The 14,642-nt window shown below is 70.6% G+C and carries 9 protein-coding genes; 5 read left to right on the top strand and 4 right to left on the bottom strand.

Annotated elements, in window-relative coordinates; all coding sequences use genetic code 11:
* Positions 1 to 2 precede the first annotated feature (2 nt).
* Together GTW67_RS36090 and GTW67_RS36085 are read right to left on the bottom strand one after the other, a co-directional pair.
* Positions 3 to 1,499, bottom strand: coding sequence for an ABC transporter substrate-binding protein (locus GTW67_RS36090; RefSeq protein ID WP_161168928.1), 1,497 nt, complete (start codon positions 1,497 to 1,499; stop codon positions 3 to 5).
* 107 nt (positions 1,500 to 1,606) lie between these two features.
* Positions 1,607 to 2,149 carry a GNAT family N-acetyltransferase gene (locus tag GTW67_RS36085; protein ID WP_161168927.1) on the bottom strand — a complete coding sequence of 181 codons (543 nt, stop codon included), beginning with the start codon at positions 2,147 to 2,149 and terminating at the stop codon, positions 1,607 to 1,609.
* A 172-nt stretch (positions 2,150 to 2,321) separates the two neighbouring features.
* Here GTW67_RS36085 and GTW67_RS38040 point away from each other — a divergent pair, with 172 nt between their 5' ends.
* From GTW67_RS38040 to GTW67_RS36070, 4 genes are all read left to right on the top strand, one after another.
* Entirely contained in the window at positions 2,322 to 2,645 is a 324-nt protein-coding gene (locus GTW67_RS38040) for a hypothetical protein (protein ID WP_237519195.1), read from the top strand.
* A 12-nt stretch (positions 2,646 to 2,657) separates the two neighbouring features.
* The gene (locus GTW67_RS37335) at positions 2,658 to 2,879 is read left to right on the top strand and encodes a hypothetical protein (RefSeq protein WP_202438155.1); all 222 of its coding nucleotides are present in this window, start codon (positions 2,658 to 2,660) and stop codon (positions 2,877 to 2,879) included.
* A gap of 217 nt (positions 2,880 to 3,096) precedes the next feature.
* Positions 3,097 to 3,285, top strand: coding sequence for a hypothetical protein (locus GTW67_RS36075; RefSeq protein ID WP_237519194.1), 189 nt, complete (start codon positions 3,097 to 3,099; stop codon positions 3,283 to 3,285).
* Between the two features lie 205 nt (positions 3,286 to 3,490).
* Positions 3,491 to 10,174, top strand: a complete 6,684-nt coding sequence (locus GTW67_RS36070) for a DUF3320 domain-containing protein (RefSeq protein ID WP_161168926.1) — start codon at positions 3,491 to 3,493, stop codon at positions 10,172 to 10,174.
* 89 nt (positions 10,175 to 10,263) lie between these two features.
* Here GTW67_RS36070 and GTW67_RS36065 read toward each other — a convergent pair whose 3' ends face one another.
* Together GTW67_RS36065 and brxD are read right to left on the bottom strand one after the other, a co-directional pair.
* Positions 10,264 to 12,447, bottom strand: a complete 2,184-nt coding sequence (locus GTW67_RS36065) for a DEAD/DEAH box helicase (protein WP_161168925.1) — start codon at positions 12,445 to 12,447, stop codon at positions 10,264 to 10,266.
* On the bottom strand, positions 12,447 to 13,796 hold the full coding sequence (gene brxD, locus GTW67_RS36060; protein ID WP_161168924.1) for a BREX system ATP-binding protein BrxD: 1,350 nt from the start codon (positions 13,794 to 13,796) through the stop codon (positions 12,447 to 12,449). Before brxD ends, GTW67_RS36065 begins: the two co-directional genes overlap by 1 nt.
* 193 nt (positions 13,797 to 13,989) lie before the next feature.
* Between brxD and GTW67_RS36055 the strand changes: the two genes are divergently transcribed.
* On the top strand, positions 13,990 to 14,642 hold a 653-nt coding region (locus tag GTW67_RS36055), incomplete at its 3' end, for a DUF4839 domain-containing protein (protein WP_161168923.1).

Raw genomic sequence — 14,642 nt, 5'->3', positions numbered from 1 at the left:
GCTCAGCGCCGGGTGCCGGTGCCGACGAGGGTGCGCTCGTACGGGTCGAGGACGACACCCTGCACGGACGTGCCGACGCCGGTGATGATGCGCTGGTGGACGAGCGGCACGACGGCGTCGGACCCGAGGACGCGGGCCTCGGCGGCCATGGCGGCGTCCTGGCGCTGGGCGGTGTCGGCGATGCCCTCGGCCTTCTTCACGGCGGCGTCGACGCCCTTGTCGCAGAGCTGGGCGATGTTGTAGCCGCCGTCGCAGGTGTAGTCGCTGGCGAGGACGGCGACGGGGTCGCCGGTGTCGACCAAGGTGTTCCGGGCGAGCACGAAGGCGTCGAACTTCCCGTCCAGCGCGTCGCCCTCCAGCCGCGAGTACTCGCGCACGGTCAGCTTGACGGTGAACCCGGCCTTCTCCAGCTGCTGCTTGACCACCTGGGCGACCTCGGGCAGCTCGGGCCGGTTGTCGTAGGTGGCGAGGGAGACGGTGGCCCCGTTCGCCTTCCCGGCGGCGGCGCGCCCGACGGGCTTCTGCCGCTTCCCCTCGGCCCAGGTGACGGCGGGCCCGTAGATGCCGGCACCGGCGTCGGCGTACCCCTCGTACACGTCCTTGGCGAACACGGAGGTGTCGAGCGCACCGCGGGCGGCGGCGCGCAGCGAGGCGTCCTTGAAGGGCCCGGAGGAGGAGTTGAGCAGGAGGCTGGTGGTCCGCGTGGTGGCGGTGTCCCGGCGGCTCTTCTCGTCGAGGCTCGCCGCCTGGGCGACGGGAACGGCCTCGGCGACGTCCAGCTCGCCGGTGCGCAGGGCGTTGGCGCGGGCGGTGCCGTCGGCGATGAAACGGGCGTCGATCCCGGAGGCCTGGGCGCGGCCGCCCCAGTAGTCGTCGAAACGGTCGAGGGAGGCGGAGGTGGCGCCGTTCACCTCGCTGATGCGGAAGGGCCCGGTGGCGTTGCCGACGGGGTCGACCTGCCCCTTCTTGTCGTACGCCTTCTCGGAGAGGATGGCGAGGCTGGGGCTGGACAGCCGCAGCGGGAGTACGGGGTCGGGCGCGGCGGTGGTGACGCGGAGGACGCGGTCGCCGTCGGCCTTGGCGGTGAGGGTGACGCCGGCGAGGGCGGCGGGCGCGGGCTTGGCGGCGGAGGCCCGGGCGAGGGAGCCGGCCACGGCGGCGGAGGTGACGTCGGTGCCGTCCTGGAAGGTGGCGTCGCGGAGGGTGAACTCCCATGCCGTGTCGCCGTCCCTGCGCCAGGACTCGGCGAGCGCGGGTGCGGCGGAGCCGTTGGCGTCCAGCGCGGTGAGGCCCTCGGTGACGCCGAGCCGGCTGAGGAGGGTGGCGTCGGCGCCGTAGGGCGACAGGTTCTCGGCGGGCGGGAAGGCGAGCCCGACCCGGAGCCGGGAACCGCCGTCACCGCCCTTGGCTCCCTCGTCACCGCCCGAGGCGAAGCAGCCGGCTATCAGCGGGAAGAGGAGCAGGGGGGCGAGCAGCCGGGGGCGGGGGTGGGAGCGCATGGTCCTCGGATCGATCAGGGTGGAGATGCGGGCGGTGTGGGCGGGAGGGGCGACGCGGAGAAAACCCTACATAAAAATGATTCCCAGAAGCATGACGGGTGCCGCCGCTACGGCATGGGCACGTCGAAGTGCACGATCCCCTGTCCGCCCCCGGCGTCCTCCCGCTCGTCGTGCACGACCTTGGCGAGCGACCGCCAGAAGGGCTCGGCGCCGGTGACGGCGGGGTCGGTGTGCAGATAAACGGCCCGGTACCCGCCGTCGGCGACGGCGAAGGCAAGCAGCTCGTCGACAAGCCGCCGCGCCAGCCCACGCCGCCGGTGCTCGGGCCGGACGTACACACGTCGCAGCTGCGCGGTGACCCCGGAGGGGTAGCGCTCGGCGACATGGCGGGGGTTCGGCGGGTGCGCGGGGCCACGGGAGTCCAGGGCCCCGGTACCGACGACCTCACCGTCCCGCTCGTCCACGGCGACGAGGAGGGTGTGCCGGGCGGGGGTCAGGTAGGCCCCGGCCGGGTCGATGACGTCACCGTGCCAGCGGGGCACGTACCCGGTGCCGAAGTCCCGGTAGACGGTGTCGAGCATGACGGCCCGGGCGGCGTCGAGGTCGGCGGGGGTGGCGGGGCGGATGGTGTAGTTATCGATGGGGCGCACTTGCACATCATATGCAGTAACGTCTTCCCGCTGGTCAATCAGGGAATGAACACCGGCACCATGCCGTCGCAGGGCACTGCCCTCCCTTCGGGTACGCCCGCCCGGGCCGGGTGCTCGAAGCAAAACCTGCAAAGGGCCTGGCACGTCCACTCCGCTGATCTACGGTGACGCCATGACCACGAAGCCTCTTCCCAACCTCACTCCCACCGGCACCTGCTGGTGCGGCTGCACCAAGAAGACAGGCCCCGGCTCCTTCTTCGCACCGGGTCACGACAAGGTGGCGGAGGCGGCCCTCCTGGCAGTCGAATACGGCTCATCCGTGGCCCAGTTGCTGCACGGCCACGGGTACGGCCCCGGACACTCGGTGAGCGCACGGGCCGTGGCCGAGGGGGCGTGGCGCACGTGCGAATCCTGTGACTACGTCGGCGCGCCGGCGAGCATCGCCAACCACACGAAGAAGGCACACTCGGCCGCTCCCGCCGCCGAACAGGCCTGAAGGAGCGGCACGATGCCGGAACACCTCTCCAGCCAGCGCGCCGACCTCGAAAAGACCGTGCGTACGCTCGGCGGACTCTGGGACACCGAACGCGGCCTTCGTGCCCTGCGCGACACGGGACACGATCCCGACCCGAAGTACACCCGCGCGATCCTGCGCGACCTTGCGAGCGAAGGCCTGCTGGTGAAGGTGGAGGACTGGCCCGTCCGCTACCGAGCTGTGCGGACGGGCTGAGAGGCGACACCTTCGGCCATCAGAAAGAGCGAGTTTGACGTTGTCGGGTGGTCGACGGGCCGGTCGGGGTCGCCGTTCCACACCTCGACCGTCAGTTTCGGCACACCGTCCCTCGACGGCTGGTAGGACTTCTTCCGTTGCTGCGGAGGCGCTGGTCGCGGTCGATCAGCGCACTGAACTCTCGCCTTCCGTACTGATCCTTGATCGCGCCCAGCGCGTGCGTGTTGACGACGCGGATGATGCTCTTCAGCTCTCCCGGCATCGCTTCGCCTGTGTGGTGCTGGCCCGTGCAGGCATCACGGACCTGCTGGACCGGCATCCGCGCAACAGCCCGGTGTACCTGGACGTGCCGCCGAGGTTCCCGGAGGGGTGGCGGGCGCATCAGGTGGTGATGGAGCACTTGTAGCGCGGTGACCACAAGGCCCACTTCTGATTTCCACACCGTCACCATAGAGTTCGTCCGTCCGTGGGGGGCGAGTGCGACAAGGCGAATGTGCCGCGCATAGGGGGATCGATCGGAGACACCGGGCCTGCCCGCATCACCGTGCCCCTGGGAGAAATCCGTCGCTTCCCTCCCGGGCCTGAGCAGCGCAACGTGAGAGCAGGGAATCGTGACGACCAATCCGGGTGCATTCGGGGGCGGCAGCGATCTGGAGCGTCTCAAGACGATCCTGGCGGGCTGGCGCACGTCGCTCGTGGACCTCAGTGGTCGGAATCGACTTCTGAACTTCAAGCACACCCGTGCTTCGACGCTCGAGGTGTCGGCTCCGTCGCCGTCGGCCCTGGTGGCCCTGCTGGAGAACCGAGCCCTGCACTTCGCCCCCCTTCCGGACGAGGTGCCCGTGGAGGGTGAGGAGGAGCCGGTATGCCCTCCGCCCGGCGAGAACGACATCGTCACGCAGAAGACCACGGCACCCGCCCTGCAGAGGGCAGTGCGCTCCCTCCGTTCCAAGGCCACGCAGGTGTTCAACGACTACGGTCTGTGGACCCTTCACCTGGGCGTCGGCATCCTGCACTGGCGCGAGGACGGGGCCACCACCAGCAGCCAGGCACCGCTGGTCCTGTTTCCCGTGGAACTCGTGCGGACCCCAACAGGCCAGATACTCCTTCAGGCGAACGACGACGAGGATCCCCAGCTCAATCCGGCCCTGGCCATCAAACTGGAGCAGTTCGGCATCGACTGGACGCCGGTCGCGGAGACGGACTGCCGTGACGTGACCGCCGTGGTGGAGGCCGTACGCAAGGCTGTGGCGGGCAAGTCCCTGTGGGAGGTGGAGGAGCGGGTCGTCATGTCGCTCTTCGCCTCGCACAAGGAGTCGATGTACCGGGACCTGCTGGAGAACGAGGACCGGCTCCTCACGAGCGACCTGGTGCGCGCGGTGGCGGTGGGACCCGGTTCTGCCCTCGCCGCCGACCGCTTCGACTTCGAAGAGGTGCCGTCGGAGCGGGTCGACGAGCTGGCCCCTCCCGAGGACTCTCCCCTGGTCCTAGACGCGGACACCTCGCAGCGGCAGGCGGTCGCCGCGGCGGTGGCCGGCCGGTCGTTCGTGCTCGACGGCCCTCCGGGCACGGGCAAGAGCCAGACGATCACCAACATCATCGCCGGACTGATGCACGCCGGCCGCAGTGTGCTGTTCGTCAGCGAGAAGGCTGCGGCCCTGGACGTCGTGCTGCAGCGCCTGAAGTCGGTCGGACTGGACTCTTACGCCTTCGCCCTGCACAGCCGTAACACCAGCCGCAAGGCTGTCGCCCAAGAGCTGGGCCGCACACTCTCCGAGCAGCCGCAGGCAACGGAGCTCCCCGACCAGGAGAGGGCCCAGGCACGGCTGGACCGCGAGGCGCTGTCCGCGTACGCCGCGGCGATGAACGAGGTGCGTCAACCGCTCGGCCGCACGCTGCACGACGTCATCGGCCGGGTGGGCCGCCTCGACGACGCGCCTGTCGCCTACCTCTCGTCCTCCGATGGCGGCACCTCCGCGCGGTTCGACGCCTCGTCCCTCTCAGCAGGCGATCTGGAGAACCTCCTCATGGCCGCCGACGCCATCGGCGACGCCTGGCAGGCGGTGGCCGATCCGGGCTTCCCGTGGCGCGGACTGCGCACGGACCGGCCGCACCCCGGCCCGGTGTTGGAGGAGGCGCGAACGGCCCTGGCCGGTCTCCGGTCCGCCTTGAGCGGTTACGAGGCGCTCAACACGGACGGTGCGCAGTTCACGACGTCGAGCCAGGTCGAACGGCTCGTCCGGCTGCTGGACCTGCTGGACGAGCGGCTCCCCGCGCCCGAATGGTGGCTCACCGACGACGACGTCGCGCTCGACGTGACCGACCCCGTCGAGTCCTTCCTCGACGCGTTGCGTCGAGTTCGGCGCGCGCAGCAGACTGCCCAGAACCTTGTGGGTGAGCGCTGGCAGGAAGTGTCTCCGCGGCTGCGTGCCGAGCCGGCGGCGACGGAGCAGACTCTGGCCTCTCTCGAACCACGAGGTCTCGATCTGGCCGACCTGACCGAGCTGCAGGCGAAGGAACTGGGCCGGGACCTGGCCGATGCAGCCGACCTCCTGGGAGGCGCGACCGCCTCGGCCCGCGAGCTGTCCCGGCTCCTGGGCGTCGGCGAACCGGCCTCCCTGGCCGAGGCGACGGCCCTGTGTGATCTGGCCGACCTCTCCGCTGTCCCGCATCGTCCGCTGGAGGCGTGGTTCTCCCCGGAAGGCCTGGCCGCCGCGCAGCAGGAGGCCGTCGGTCTCGTCGCTGCTGCGGTACGCGCGTTCGAGGACCGCCGTGACCGCACGGTCGCGGCGCGCGCTACCGCGCAGGAGCACGCCGGCCCGGGCTGGGCGGACCTGCCGTCGCACCTGCCCCAGCAGCCGGAGGCCGCAGAGGAGGCACTCGGTACCCTCGAACCGCCCGGCACCGATCTCACCGTCCTCGGCCGGGACGAAGCCGGTTCGCTGGCTGCTCACTGGGGCACCCTCGCCGACATGCTGGAGGACACCGCGCGGTGTGCGGTGGAGGCGGCAAGCCTGCTGGGCTGCGACCTGCCGGGCACCGCTTCGGAAGTCCGGTCGGTGGCGAATCTCGTCGTGCTGTCCGCCGCTGCCCACCGGGCACCCGACACCTGGTTCGATCCCGCGGTGTCGCCGCGGGCACGCCAGGTCGTGGGTGAACTGCGTGTCCTCATGGACGCTCTCGACCGTGCCCGACAGGCGGCACAGGACGTGTTCGGTCCCGCCACTCCCCACACCACGGGCCTGACCGACGCCGTACGCCGGCTCTCGGAGAACGGCCGACGGTTCGCGGCAGGTCTCTCCGCACAGGTGCGGGCCGACCGGAAGCTCGTCGGTGGGGTGAGCAACAGCGGATCGTGGCAGAGCGGCCTGCAGCAGGACATGGACAAGGCAGCGGCCTGGCAACAGGCGCACCAGGCCGTGCGGGCCAAGGTGGCCGAGCAGACAGAGCTGCTCGGCGCACACGCCGGTGACGACCTGCCCGATCTCGACGCGCTGGGCGGTGCGCTGCGCCAGGCCGAGGACGCCCACCGGCACGCCCCGGCAGTGGTGGCCGATCCGATCCGCCGTCGCCGACTCGTCGCACAACTGGCCCACGGCTTCGCTCCCGACAGCGAGCTCTACGAGTGGGGTGAGCAGTTGAAGAGCTCGCTGAGTACGTGGGAGGCGGCGCTGCGGGAGCCGCGACTGCGTCCGCTCAGCACCGCTCTGGCACCTCTCGGACCGGAACCGGCGGCCGCGTGGCTTCGCGCCCATGTGCCGGTGTTGGAAAGCGCTGTACGGCTCATCGACGCTGTCCAGTCCGTCGGCCGCAGGGACTTCGGCGGAGGAGCGGGGCACACCCTCGCCTCCGCACGCACGGCGGTCGCCTGCGCGCACGCGGCGCAGCGGGAGGATGCGGCGTTCACGTCCCAGGAGACCCACGACCGGGAACTGCTGTGCTCCTGGTACGCGGGTCTGGACACGCGTCTCGGCGACCTGTCGGGCCTCAAGGACGGCGCATCGGTGGAAGGGGAGCTGCTGCGGCGTGCCCTGCGACCGACGGCGCCGGTCGACGGCGCCGGGACGCGGCCGACCGCCCACGGAGCCGTGGAAATCCTGGGCGACTACGCCCCGGGCGGCCGGCCTCGCACCGCGACCCTGGCAGCCGCGCTCGCCGCCGCGTCGGAGGCGCACCGACTGGCGGGGCGGGTCCTCGCAGACCCTGTCCGCCGGAGCGGTCTCGTCCGCGCACTCGGCGCCGGGCACCCCGCGGTCGCCGGACTGCTGGAGACGGCCGCCCGCCTGCGGGCGCAGTGCGCCGACTGGGAGACTTTCACGAACGCACCGGCACTGGCACCCGCTGCTTCCGGACTGCGGGCATGCTCCCTCCCCGAGGCCATGGCGTGGCTGCGCGCCCATCTCGACCCGCTCGACGAGGCGGCTTCCCTGATCCATGCCGTGGCCCGTGCCACCGGCCCCTCGGGAAGCTCCCCCGATTGGCTGACGTTGAGCGGGGTCCGCGCCTCCCTGGCAGCCGTGGTGGCCGCACGTGCCGCGGAAGAGGACTTCCTGCAGTCGGAAGCGGAGCACCGCCGACTGCTCGGTGGCCTCTATGAAGGCATCAACACGTCCCGGGACACCGTCCACAGTGCCCTGGACTGGACCCTCACCGTCAGGCGCACCGCTTCCGCCACCGGCTCGGCAGCTCCCCTGACACCCGAGGCCGCGCACCTTCTGCTGCACACGGCACCGGATGCGTCGGTGAAGCGCCGCAACCGCGACTGGCTGGACCGTACGGAAGTGCTCATCGGTCACTTCTCGCCGGCGCGGGCAGCGGAGATCCGCGGCGAGCTGGAGGTCGGGTTCCCGTCCGCAGAGGCCCTGCTCGACCGCATGTCCGACGACCCGTATGGTCCGGACGCCTGGATCCGTTCCGCTGAGGCCCGCGACGTGCTCGGCGGCTATGGTCTGAAGGAGCTGCCGTCACAGATGGCGGAGCGTGACGTGCCGGCGCCGCTGTTCCGGGTGGCCGTGGAACGTACCGTGCTGCGTGCCTGGGTGGAGCACCAGATGGCGACGGACAGCCGTCTGTCCGCGGTGCGGGCCACCGACCGGGACCAGTTGGTGGAGCGCTACCGCCGACTGGACCGTGGGCTGGTCCAGGCCGCCCATGCGACGGTGATCGCCGCCTGCAACGCCCGGCGGCCCCGAAGGGCGACGACCGGCCAGGCCGCGATCCTGAGCCGTCAGGCGAAACTGCAGCGACGGCACATGCCGGTGCGGCGGCTCCTGGACGAGACACGGGACGTCGTCCAGCGGCTCAAGCCGTGCTTCATGATGAGTCCGCTGACGGTCAGCCAGTATCTGCCGCCGGACTTCCGGTTCGACGTGGTCATCTTCGACGAGGCATCGCAGGTGCTCCCGCAGGATGCCGTCAACGCCGTCTACCGCGGTGACGCCCTGATCGTGGCGGGTGACCCGCGGCAGCTCCCGCCCACGTCGTTCTTCAGCGCCGGCGGTGACTCCGACGATGACGACGAGTGGGACGAGGAGATCCCCGACTCCTTCGAGTCCATCCTGGACGCCTGCAAGGCCAGTGGGGTGCTGCGCGAGATGTCACTGCGCTGGCACTACCGCAGCCGGCACGAGAACCTGATCGCGTTCAGCAACCACGAGTTCTACGACAACTCGATGGTCGTGTTCCCGGGCGCGGTCACCGACGGCCACGACGTGGGAGTGGCGTTCTTCAAGGCTGACGGCGTCTACGACCGCAGCAACCGCCGTGACAACGTCCGCGAGGCCGAGCTGGTGGCCGAGCGGGTCATCCGCCACTTCTCCACGCGGCCCGGCCGGTCTTTGGGCATCGTCACGCTCTCCAAGGCACAGGCCGATGCTGTGGAGGACGCTGTCGCCAAGGCTCGCCAAGCGCGGCCCGACCTCGACGAGTACTTCACCGAGGACCGTCTGGGCGGTTTCTTCGTAAAGAACCTGGAGACCGTGCAGGGCGACGAACGCGACGTGATCATCCTGTCGGTCGGCTACGGCCCCGACGCCCAGGGCAAGCTGCGTGCCCAGTTCGGCCCGATCAACCGCGAGGGCGGCTGGCGGCGGCTGAACGTGGCCGTCACCCGTGCCCGGCACCGGGTGGAGGTCGTCGCGTCCTTCCACGGCGCCGACCTGCCGGACAGCGCGAACAAGAGCGTCCAGCACCTCAAGCGGTATCTGCAGTACGCGGAGCAAGGGCCCGCCGTCCTGGCCACGGCCGCGCCGGACGCGGACGCTGCTCCGGAGAGCCCGTTCGAGGAGGACGTGCTGGCGGTCCTGCGGGACTGGGGTTACGACGTGCAGCCCCAGGTGGGCGTCGCGGGTTTCCGCGTCGACATGGCGGTCCGGCACCCGGGAGCTCCCGGCTCGTACGCCCTGGGAATCGAGTGCGACGGTGCGATGTATCACTCGTCCCGTGCCGCGCGCGACCGCGACCGGCTGCGGGAGGAAATCCTGCGCGGTCTGGGATGGAACCTCCACCGGATCTGGGGCACCGACTGGTATCGCAACCGCAAGGACGCGCAACGGCGGCTGCGGGAGGCCGTCGAGGCTGCCTGCGCGGCCGATCCGTACGCGCCCGCGCCGGAGTCCGCGCCGGTCTCCGTGCCGAATCAGGCGCCGGCGGAGATAGCGATCGTTCCGGTGGCCGAGTCCGACCGCTCCGACTGGAGCCGACCGTACCGCGCTCTGGGCTGGGATGAGTTGTACGACCTGAAGGACGCCCTGTCGAAGGCGGCCGGGCTTCCGCGTATCGATCTGCGCGACCCCGCCGCCCGGGCGGTGGTGGCCGAGGTGGCCCACCACATCATCACGATGGAGGGCCCCATCGAGGAGGATGTCCTGATCGGCCGGGTCCGCAGCGCGTGGCTGCTCGACCGTTCGGGCCAGGTCGTGCAGACCAGCGTTCGCGATGCCTTGACACGGCTGTGCAAGAAGCAGAAGGCCGTACGGTCCGGCACCGTGTGGGACCTGCCCGGCCGGGACGTGACCGTGGCCCGTACGCCGAGCCCGGACTTCGACCGCAAGAAGGTCTCCCAGGTGCCCCCAGCGGAACGCCGGATCGCTCTGCTCGGCATCCTGTCCGAGTCACCGGGCATGCGGCGCGAGGAACTGGCCAGGGAGACGGCCCGCTTCTTCGGGTGGCTGCGTCTGGGCCCCGACATCAAGGCCGCCTTCGACAAGGACATCGAGGAGCTGCTGGCCCGGAACGCGGTCGAGGAGGGGCCTTCGGGACTGGTTCCCCTGGAGAGCCCTGCCGGAAGCCACTGACCGACACCGACATCGGTGGCACCCGCCGTGACCCAGCGGGCGCCATCCGTTGGGTCACGACAAGCGCGCCCGGATCGCTGGGGCTTGGGTCACTGCCCCTGCTCGAACCGCACCGTTTGCCCCAGCACCGTGCGGGCGTTCTCGAAGTCGGCCAGTCGAGCGGCGACCGTGGCGACCGCGAGGCGCTCGGGCAGGGCAGCGGAGAACTTCAGTCCGCGTACGGCCCGTGGGTCCACGTCGGGCAGGACGAGATTCTCGCCGACGCCGGCGCGGGCGGCGCGCCAGGCGGCCGGTGTTACGTCCTCACGCAGGCGTACCCAGCAGTCGGTGGGGCGCTGCAGGGGGTCGCTGACCGAGGACAGGGTGGCCGAGAGAGTGGCGTTGGCGCGGTAGCCGGCCCAGGTCCACCAGCGGACGTCGGTCCCGACGCGCGTGATGAGGGTGCCTCCCGGGTGCACGGTGTCGGGTGCGTCGCTCTCGCGCTGTTCGGCCAGGCACTCCTCGGCGCGCCGAGTGAGGGAGACGGGCGGGGCCGTGCCCAGTAGCACCTCGCGCATGGCGCGGGTCAGGGCGTACGACAGTCCGGCGATGCCGCCGTTCATCCACTTGGCGACGCCGCCGCCGTCGGCGGGTTCGACGAAGACGCGTTTACGCAGCCAGTCGATGTAGGTGACCTGCCAGCTGCGTCCGCCGAGCAGCAGACGCCGAGGCCCCGGGCGTTCCTCGGTGAGCACGCTCGGATCGGTGCGGCCGATCTCGGTTCGGCCGGACAGGACGGTGAACTGAGGTGGCGCGGTGAAGGACGCCGTGAGTTCGATGAAGTGCCGCTTGCCGAAACGGCGTTCCGCCTCGGGTCCGACGAACAGCATGCCGCCGTCGCTGTCGAGGTAGCCCTCATCGGTGAGGTGGCGCAGGATCGGGGTGGCGGACCGGTCGAAGGGGGCGAGGCCGTTCCACTGCTGGTCCCACAGCTGGTCGCCGAGCTTGTGCTGTTGCAGGGTGACGGCGAGGAGCTGCTGGGCCACGAGGTGGCGCGGCTCGGGCGGTGCGACGACCGGTTCGACCCAGCCGCGCGCCCAGAGCAGGAGCAGCCCGGCCGCTTGCAGAAGGGTGTCGGGCCGGGTGGTGAGGAACAGGCAGTTGCGCACGCTGCCCGTGCGTCGGCCGGTGCGGCCGATGCGTTGCAGGAAGGAGGCGACGGAGGCCGGTGAGTCGATCTGGATGACGCGGTCCAGGTCACCGACGTCGATGCCGAGTTCCAGGGTCGAGGTGGAGACGATGACGCAGTCGCGGGCCTCGGCAAAGGCCTGCTCGGAGCGGGTGCGTTCGTCGACGGAGAGGGAGGCGTGGGACAGGAAGACGGTCACCTCTCGGGCCCGGAGCGCGGCACCCAGTTCCTCGACCTGGCGGCGCGAGTCGCAGAAAACGAGGCGCTTCTCTCCCCGGTGCAGGGCCGCGATGAGTTTGGCGGCGTTGTCCAGGGAGCCCACGTAGTCGAGCTCCACCTCTCCCGCCGGCCTGGAGAGTTGTGCCGGGGCGGCCTTGTCGGAGGTCAGCGGCAGTGAGACACCCGGGGCGACGACCCGGCCCATACGGCTGTCTGCGGCTGCTCCCTGCAGCCAGTGCAGAAGCTGGCCGGGGTTGCCGACGGTCGCGGACAGTCCTACGCGCTGGATGGACCGTCCGGTGACCCGTTCCAACCGTTCCAGTACGGCCAGCAGGTGCCAGCCCCGGTCGTCGCCGGCGAAGGCATGCACCTCGTCGAGGACTACGGCTCGTACGCCGCCCAGCAGCCGTGCGTGGTCGGTCTTGACGCCGATCAGCATCGCCTCGAGCGACTCGGGCGTGGTCAGCAGGACGTCCGGAGCATCGGCTCGGATGCGCTGCCGCTGCGACTCCTTGGTGTCCCCGTGCCAGAGCGCCGCGCGCCGCCCCAGCCACTGGGCGTAGGTGTCGATGCGGCCGACCAGGTTATTGAGGAGCGCCTTGAGCGGGCACAGGTACAGCACGGAGGTGCCGGTCCACTTCTGTTCTGCCATCGCCGACAGCAGCGGGAAGCAGGCCGCCTCGGTCTTGCCGCCGGCCGTCGGTGCCAGGAGTACGGCGTCCTCGCCATCCATGAGGGGCGTGATCGCCGCCCGCTGCAGGGGGCGCAGGTCAGGCCAACCGAGGGTGTTGACGATGTGGTGCAGGACGACGGGGTCGAGCCGGTCGAGCACGCCGGTCCCTCCCCTGGTCGGCCCCGTCCTGGCCGAGCTGTCGGCGTCGGCCATCACAGCTCCAGTTCGATGTCGTCGGCGGACGCGGTACCGCCGGTGACCGTGGCAGCCAGGTTCCGCTCCACGTCGGTGAGCTCGCTGTTCGCGACGGTCAGCTTGTAGTGCTGCCGGGGGTCGAAGTCGTCGAACTGGTCCACGCGGTCGAGAACATCCCCCACGAGCTTCTTCAGGAACAGCCGGGGCGCCACCCCTACCTTCCCGCCCAGCGCTCCGCCGACGGCCCGCGCGAGGTCCGCGACGTAGGCATCGTCGACGACCGTCCGCACGCGCTCGGGAGCCTGGGCGGCGTCTGCGTACAGATCCCGGATGGTGACGCCGAGGCCGACCAGAGACTCTTGATTGAAGCCGGGGAGCCGGATCTGGACGGCGCGCGGATTGTCGAACCGGGGATCGGTGGTGAAGTCGGTGGCGAGCCGCTGGGCGAGCGGGGCCAGGCGCTGAACACCTTGCTGGCCGTCGTAAAAGGCGGGGGTGCCGGTGATGACGAGATACAGGCCGGGGAAGCGGCCGGAGTGCACCTCGTCGATGAGCTGCCGCAGCGCGTTGAGTGCCTTGTCGCGGGCGTCGGAGCGGACCCGTTGCAGCGTCTCCACCTCGTCGAGGACGACGACGAGCCCGGTGTGCCCGGAGTCGCGCAGCACGGTGAGCAGCCCCTGCAGGAAGCCGAGCGCCCCGAAGTGGTCGAGGTCGCCGCGCACCCCGGCGGACCGGCGCGCGGCAGCGGCGACGTGGGGCTGACCGCCGAGCCACGCCAGGACGGCCGCGGCGGTCGCCTCGTCGCCGTCAGCAAGGGCGGCCCGATAGCCCCGCAGGGCGGTGGCGAAGGACGGGGCGTGCCTGGAGACCTCGGCGAGCCGGGCGACGAGCAGCTTCTCCACCTCGCCGGGCAGTTCTTCCTCGGTCGCGCCGGCGGCGAGGGCGTCCTCCTCCAGAGCGTAGAACCAGGCGTCGACCACGGGACGCAGGGCGCTGGGCGGAAAGCTGGAAGTGGTGAGACGCTCGGTGAGCCTCCGGTAGACCGTCTCCAGCTTGTGCAGCGGCGTCTCGGTCTCGGAGATCTGGATCTCGGCCACGGCGAAGTTACGACGCTTGGCCCGCTCCCCCAGCCACCGGGTGAAGAACGTCTTGCCGGACCCGTACTCACCGCGCACGGCCTTGAACACGGACCCGCCGGATGCCACCGCGTCCAGCTCCGCGTCGAGGGCCGTCTCGAACCGGTCGAGCCCTGTGGCGAGCAGGTCCAGCCCGCTCTCGGGTACGGCGCCGCGGCGCAGGGCGTCTATGACGGTACGGCGGCGGGCGGCGCTGACCTGTGCAGGGCGCTTGGATCCGGTGGTGCTCACGGGGAACAGTGTTCCATCTCCTCGTACATCAGCGCCCGGGCGAAGGACCACGATGTCCGGTTCGTAGGCAAGTGCCCGTGGGTCGAATCCCGTCCTCGAAGCCGATGGTGAACCGACGATGTCGGGGTTTCTGCCGCAGTCCCCTATGCTCGCGAGGCAGTTGGTGTGACCAGTGCATTCGGGGGCGCAGCACATGGCCGACGCGATCAAGTACGAGAACAAGACGGTGCAGACCATTCGCGGCACCGACGGCTTGGTGATCTCGAAGATGCAGCAGGACGGCTGGGAGTTCGTCGAACAGTCCCAGGGCACGCTTCGCTCCACCCTTACCTTCCGTCGACCGAAGAAGCGGCTGCCGTGGCCTCTGATCGGCGCGGCAGCCGGTGGCCTCGTGGTCCTGGCCATCGTCATCGGCACTGCCACCGCACTCGGCGGCGGAGACGAGAAGAAGGACGAGGCGGCCAAGCCGGCGGCCGCCGCGAGCGAGAAGCCTTCCGCCACACCGGCTCCGACCGCGGTCGAGTCGGCTGCCGTCGAGGTGATCACGCCTGAGAAGAGCCCGGAGTTCGCGGCGCTGCTGAAGGCAGACACATGCGATGACACAAACCTGGACTTCGCGACCAGGCACAAGGGTCAGAGGGTGGCCTTCAACGGCTCGATCGTGCACATGGCGCGCAACTCCACCGGCTATGACTTCCTCCTGGGCCCGGGCGACAAGGGATCGCAGACGACGGTCGGCCCGGCCTTCAAGTACGAGGACGTCGATATCTCCGACCTGAAACTGACCGGTGAGGAGACCCCCACCACCGTCGACGTAGGCGACAAGTTCCGCTTCGTCGCCGAGGA

The sequence above is a fragment of the Streptomyces sp. SID5910 genome, from assembly GCF_009862125.1.
In the GTDB taxonomy this organism is placed as follows: Bacteria; Actinomycetota; Actinomycetes; order Streptomycetales; family Streptomycetaceae; genus Streptomyces.
The sequence above is the reverse complement of the archived record's forward strand: the minus strand, read 5'-3'. Positions and strand labels throughout refer to the sequence as shown.